Here is a 5,945-nt window from a genome sequence, read left to right as displayed (position 1 = left end):
CGCGCAGCGCCTGCACGCCGCCGTACTGCTTGACGAGCCCGCGCAGTTCGAGCGCGGGTGCTGCCGGCGTGTCGTGCGCGTGCGGCGTCGGCGGCGTGCCGCGCGCGTCGTCGCGTGGCGTGCTCATTTCGCGGCGAGCTGACCGGTTTGCGCGGCCTGACCGAGCGCCTTCTGCACCTCGCCGGCGTTCTCCTTGGTCGCGAGAATCGACGGCACGTAGGTGTACGGCGGCAGATCGTGCTGGCCGGCCAGATAGCGCGCGACGTTGTCCACGGCGGTCTTGCCGATCAGCGCGGGTTGCTGCGCGACCACGGCGGCGGCGCTCGATTTCGGGTCCTTCACGAGCGTGACGACGTCCGGGCTGCCATCGACCGCATAGGTGCGGATCTCGTTGCGATGCGCCGCGTCGACCGCCTGCGTCGCGCCGACCTGCGGCACGTCCCACGCCGACCAGATCGCCGCAATCTGCCCCTTCGGATACTTGGCGAGCAGCTGGCTGACCTGCGCATAGGCGCTCTGCACGGTGTTCGGAATCACGTCGCGCAGCTCGGGCTGAATGATGTGCACCTTCGGGTAATACTTGAGCACGGCCTTCAACTGGTCGTAACGGATCGCGCACACGGGCACGCCGTAAAAGCCGTTGAACACGAGGATATTGCCCTCGCCGTGAATATCGTTGACGAGCTTGAGCGCCAGTTGCTCGCCGATGAAGAAGTTGTCCGAGGTGGTGTCGTTGATGCTCGACGGCGAGGCCGTGTCGATCGTGAACAGCGGGATGCCCGCCTGGCGGATTTTCTGCAACCACGGCTCCAGCACGGAAGCGGTGCCGAGCTGCTCGACGATGGCGTCGGGCTTTTGCGCGATCAGCGTCTGGATCTGCGCGATCTGGCGATTGTCGTTGCGGCCCGCATCGAGCGCGATGGGCGTGCCGCCGAGGCGCTTCACTTCGTCGATCGCGCCCTGATAGGCCTTCAGATCCCAGTAATGGTCGGTCCCGGCCGCCGTGATGCCGATGCGCTTGCCTTTGAGCGACGGCACATCGGCGTTGGACTGCGGGTTGGCCTGCGGGTTGGACTGTGCGTGCGTTGCCGGGCTGATCGCCGCAAGCGCCGTGAACGCGCCGAGCGCGAGGGCGAACGCCGTGGCGGCGCGTTTGAGGGCGAAGGGGCGGGTTGTCTCGCGGTTCATGTCGTCGTCGATTCGTTGTTCTGGCGGTCGCCCGGGCGGGCGGAGGAGCGTTGCGCTACGAATCTAAGCGGCGAGGGCCGCGATGCGAAGTATCGAATCGAGCTAAGGATAGTTGCGCTCGCGTGAAATGCTTTTGAAGCGTCAGGAACGCCGTTCGGGCGGCGTCGTGCGCCGGCTGCCGTCCCGAGATTGCATTTGTAATCCGCCGCTTGCCCGCCCGAAACCCGCGCGTAACCGCGCTCCCGTAAACTGACGTCGCTGGCCCGTTTCGGGGCCGCAGCCCAGCGGCCGGGCAGGTGGCCGGATCAAGGCGCTCATGTCCGATTCGATTCTGGTGCTGGAAGACGATCCCGGCACGCGCGAGCTGATCGCGTCGACCTTGCGCGATGCGGGCTTCGTCGCGCATGCCGCGGCGGGCGAGGGTGCCGGCGATGCGCCGATCGACGGCGTCGCGGTGATCGTCGTCGATCTGGGCGAGCCCAAGTGCGATGGCGCGGCGCGTCTGCTGCGCCTGCGCGAGCGGTTTCCGCGTGCGCGCGTCGTCGCTATTTCGGGACGCTTTCGCTTCAACGTGGCGACGGCGGCCTCGGTCGCGCGTCAGCTCGGCGCGGACCGCGTGATCGCCAAACCGCTCGATTGCGCCGCGCTGGTCGCGGGCGTGCGGCAGTTGATGGCGTCGGCTTCGTGATGCAATCGAGACCCTCGTTTCATCGCAGCACGCTCGCGGGCGGTCTGCTCGTGGTGTTCGTGCTCTGCGCGGCGGCCTGCGTGAACGTCTGGCAAAGCCGCAGCGCGACGCTCGCCGAAGGGCAACGCACGCTGCAACTGGTCGCACGCGTGCTGGCCGGGCAGATTGGGCAGACGCTCGGGCATGCTCCCGCCGCATCGCCTGCGTTTGCCGCGGGCGAATGCGCCGCGCTGCTCGCCGGTCTCGGCGATGTCGCGCGCGACGAACGGCTCACGCTCGCGATCGAAGGCACCGGCCAGGCGCGCGCGTTCAACTGCACGACGTCGCCGCAAAACCTTGCCGATGCCGATATCGACGCCGCGAACGACATCGCCGTGCGTGCGCAAGTGCCCGGCTATCCGCTCGTCGTCGCGGTGGGCCGCTCGCGCGACGCCATGCTGGGCGGCTGGCGCAGCGCGACTCACGCCACGCTCGCCCGCACCGTCGCGATCTCGGCGTTCGTGCTGGTGCTGCTCTATCTGCTGATGCGCGAGGCGCGCCGCCAGGATCGCGCGAACGCGGACCTGCGCGCGGGCGAACAACGCTGGCGCGCCGTGTTCGACAACGCGCCGGTCGGCATCGTCATGCTGCTGCCGAACCAGCCGTACATGGTCGCGAATCCCGCGTTCTGCCGCATGGTCGGCTATCCGCTCGACGCGCTGCACGCGCTCGCGCCCGATGACATCACGCATCCCGACGACGTCGCGCTCACACGTGCGAAGGTCGCCGAACTCGAACGCGGCGCGCGCGCGCACGTGACGTTCGAGAAGCGCTACGTGCATCGCGACGGCTCGGTGATCTGGACGGAGATGAGTATTTCGCGGCTGTCCAACTCCGGCGAACTCGACGGCATGCTGGTCGCCGTCATCGACGACGTGAGCGCGCGCCGCGCCGCCGAAGCGGAGCGTCTGCGTCTCGAAGCGCAATTGCGTCAGGCGCAGAAGCTCGAGGCGCTCGGCACGTTCGCGGGCGGCATCGCGCACGATTTCAACAATATTCTCAGCGCGATTCTCGGCTATGGCGAGCGCGTGTTCGCGGCGCTGCCAGCCGACGCGCCCGCGCGCCGCGACGCGCAGCAGGTGCTCAACGCGGGCACGCGCGCGAGTCAACTCGTCGAGCGCATTCTCGCGTTCAGCCGCAGCGGCATGGCGGCGCGTCTGCCGGTGCAGGTGGCCTCGGTGGTCGAGGAAACCGTCGATCTGTTCAAGGCGCAGGTGCCGCCCGGCGTGAGCGTGACGCTGCGCATCGACGCGCCCGACGCCGTCGTGCTCGGCGATCCCACGCATCTGCATCAGGTCGTGATGAATCTGTGCAGCAACGCGCTGCACGCGCTCGACGGCGAAGGCGCGATCACGGTGTCGGTCGATGAAGTTGCTGCGGGCGAAGAGAACGCCACGCACGCGGCGCGCCACGTGCGCATCGGCGTGGCCGATAACGGCGCGGGCATCGCGCCCGAGGTGCGCGAACGCATCTTCGATCCGTTCTTCACGACGCGGCGGCGCGGCGCGGGCACGGGCCTCGGCCTGTCGCTCGTCGACGGCATCGTGAAGGAATACGGCGGAACCATCGAGGTGCGCAGCGCGCCCGGCGAAGGCGCGTGCTTTCTGATCGATCTGCCGATTCAGCGCATTGCGCCGCGCGAGAACGATGCAGCACTCACGCCGCAAGACAGCACACACGCGCCGCAAGGTCAGGGCGAAACGATCCTGCTCGTCGACGACGAACGCGCGCTCGTCGAACTGGGCGAGGAGTGGCTGGCCGAACTCGGTTACGAGCCGGTGGGTTTCGCGTCGCCACAAGACGCGCTCGATGCGTTTCTCGCCGATCCGCAGCGCTTCGACCTCGTGCTGACCGATCAGACGATGCCGGAAATGAGCGGCATCGAATTGATCGAGCGTTTGCATGCACAGCGCCCCGATCTGCCCGCCGTGCTCGTGAGCGGCTACGGCACGGCGCTGCTCGACGAAGCGGCGCGCGCGGCAGGCGTGCGGGCGGTGCTGAAAAAACCCGTCGATCGCGCCGCGCTCGGGCGCGCGATCCGCGCGGCGCTGCCGCTATAATTTTCTGTCGCGATGAATCGACTATCGCCATCCGCGCTGCTGCCCTTGCCGTCATGAACGAGCCCAACGCCCCCCACATTCTGGTCGTCGACGACGACCCCGCCATCCGGGAACTGATCGCCGCCTATCTCGGCGAGAACGGCATGCGCGTGAGCGAAGCGGCCAGCGGCAAGGCCATGTCGGCCGCGCTCGCGGAGCAGGCGATCGACCTTGTGATTCTCGATCTGCGCATGCCGGGCGAGGACGGGATCGAGATCGCGCGGCGGATTCGCGTGCAATCGGCGTTGCCGATCATCGTGGTCTCGGGTTTGCGCGAGGAGGCCGATCGCGTGATGGCGCTCGAACTGGGCGCCGACGACTATCTGACCAAGCCGTTCAGCTCGCGCGAATTGCTCGCGCGTGTGCGGGCGTTGCTGCGGCGCGCGAATGCCGCGTCGGCGGTGCTGGCGTCGGCATCGGCGTCGACTGTGGCGGGCGCGGCGCGTCAGGCCGACGCGCGCGCGTATCGATTCGCGGGATGGGAGTTGAACATCGGCACGCGCAAGCTCACGTCGCCGCGCGGCGAGGTCGTGCCGCTGACCAACGGCGAATTCAGCCTGCTGCATGCGTTTCTCGCCGCGCCCGGCTGCGTGCTCGCGCGCGAGCAACTGCTCGAAGCGAGCCGCTTGTACGCCGACGTCTACGATCGTTCGATCGACGTGCAGATCCTGCGTTTGCGTCGAAAGATCGAGGCGGTGCCGTCGCGGCCCGAGTTCATCAAGACCGAGCGCGGCGCGGGTTATGTGTTCGCCGCGCCCGTCGAGAAACTCACTCACGCGACGGGCTGGAGCGGCGAGCTTTAACGCCGATACGCGAGGCGCAGGACGCTTCGATCAGGCATCGAGCACGTCGGGCAACACCATCGAGACGGCCAGCGCGCCGTCGATCACCTCATGTTCGATATGACGCGCGAAGAACGAACGCGCGTGCGCGGCGGAATTAGCGTAATCGGCGGATTGAGCAGATTCCGCAGCTTGCAGTTGCGCGCGCAAACCGGCGCGCTGTTCGCGCGTCGCGCGCAGCAGCGCACCCACCGATTGCGCGAGCGCGGCCAGACGCGCGCGGTCCGCGTGATCGAGCGCGGCGTCCGCGCCTTCGAGCGGCGAGACCACGCCGACGAGCTTGCGCAGACGCAGCATCAGCACGCTCGCATGCGCCGCGCGGTGATTCGAACTCAGCGATTCGAGCCGCGTGGCCGAAATCACCGATTCGAGCGCATCCACGGCGAGGCAGGCCTGTCGACGCAGCGCGGCGATCTCGCGCGCGTTGCGTTCGGCCTGCTGTTCGGCCTGCTGTTCCTGTTGCATGTCATCGCCGGATTCCGAGGCGCGTCCGCGTAACACCGCCTGCACGTACTCGCTCACGCATTTGAGCGCATGCGCGGCGGCGGGACCGAGTTTGTGCTGCTCCCATTCCGGCCACGCCAGAAAGCTCGCCGCCACGCCGACCGCCACGCCCGCGAGGCTATTGAGCACGCGCGAGACCGCGAGATCCCACGGCTCGCCCACGGGCGTGCCCAGATGCGCGACCAGCACGAAATGCGAGGTGAGGAACAGGATGTACGAGACATAGCTGACCGCGCGCGCGGCGAGCGTCCCGGTGGCGAGCGGCAGGATCGCGAGCGCGAGCAGGATCGGGCTGTGGATCGCCAGCGCGAGCGCCGAAGCGAGCACCGCGCCGAGCATCGTCCCGCCGATGCGCAGGCTCGATACGCGCACCGTCTGCGAAAACGTCGGCTGCACGATGAACATGGTCGTCAGCGCGAGCCAGTAACCTTGCTCCGCGCTGCGCCAGCGCGCGAGCGTCACGGCGATCATGGCCGCAACGGCGAGGCGCGCCGCATAGCGCGCGAACACGCCATGCGTGCGGACTTGCGCGACGACAGCGCGCAGCGCGTCGCGCCACGGTTGGCTCGGGCGCGACGCGGCGGC

At 68.4% G+C, this 5,945-nt stretch carries 5 protein-coding genes; 3 read left to right on the top strand and 2 right to left on the bottom strand.

The genetic code is table 11. The features are described from left to right. Window positions 1-123: 123 nt before the first annotated feature. Complete coding sequence (locus G3N97_RS35675; RefSeq protein WP_205997527.1) at window positions 124-1,188, bottom strand: sugar ABC transporter substrate-binding protein; 1,065 nt, start codon at window positions 1,186-1,188, stop codon at window positions 124-126. A 316-nt stretch (window positions 1,189-1,504) separates the two neighbouring features. Here G3N97_RS35675 and G3N97_RS35670 point away from each other — a divergent pair, with 316 nt between their 5' ends. Genes G3N97_RS35670 through G3N97_RS35660 form a run of 3 tightly spaced genes read left to right on the top strand, consistent with a single transcriptional unit; the run spans window position 1,505 to window position 4,817 of the window. Further along, window positions 1,505-1,876 carry a response regulator gene (locus tag G3N97_RS35670; protein ID WP_205997526.1) on the top strand — a complete coding sequence of 124 codons (372 nt, stop codon included), beginning with the start codon at window positions 1,505-1,507 and terminating at the stop codon, window positions 1,874-1,876. Continuing rightward, window positions 1,876-3,975 carry an ATP-binding protein gene (locus G3N97_RS35665; protein WP_205997525.1) on the top strand — a complete coding sequence of 700 codons (2,100 nt, stop codon included), beginning with the start codon at window positions 1,876-1,878 and terminating at the stop codon, window positions 3,973-3,975. Before G3N97_RS35670 ends, G3N97_RS35665 begins: the two co-directional genes overlap by 1 nt. A 53-nt stretch (window positions 3,976-4,028) precedes the next feature. Continuing rightward, the gene (locus G3N97_RS35660; RefSeq protein WP_205997524.1) at window positions 4,029-4,817 is read left to right on the top strand and encodes a response regulator transcription factor; all 789 of its coding nucleotides are present in this window, start codon (window positions 4,029-4,031) and stop codon (window positions 4,815-4,817) included. A gap of 30 nt (window positions 4,818-4,847) precedes the next feature. Here the strand turns inward: G3N97_RS35660 and G3N97_RS35655 are convergent. After that, window positions 4,848-5,945, bottom strand: a 1,098-nt coding sequence (locus G3N97_RS35655) for an FUSC family protein (RefSeq protein WP_205997523.1), incomplete at its 5' end; no start/stop codon positions are given.

This window comes from Paraburkholderia sp. Ac-20347 (genome assembly GCF_017104805.1).
Taxonomy (GTDB): Bacteria; Pseudomonadota; Gammaproteobacteria; order Burkholderiales; family Burkholderiaceae; genus Paraburkholderia; species Paraburkholderia tropica.
This window is presented reverse-complemented; position numbering and strand designations above follow the sequence as displayed.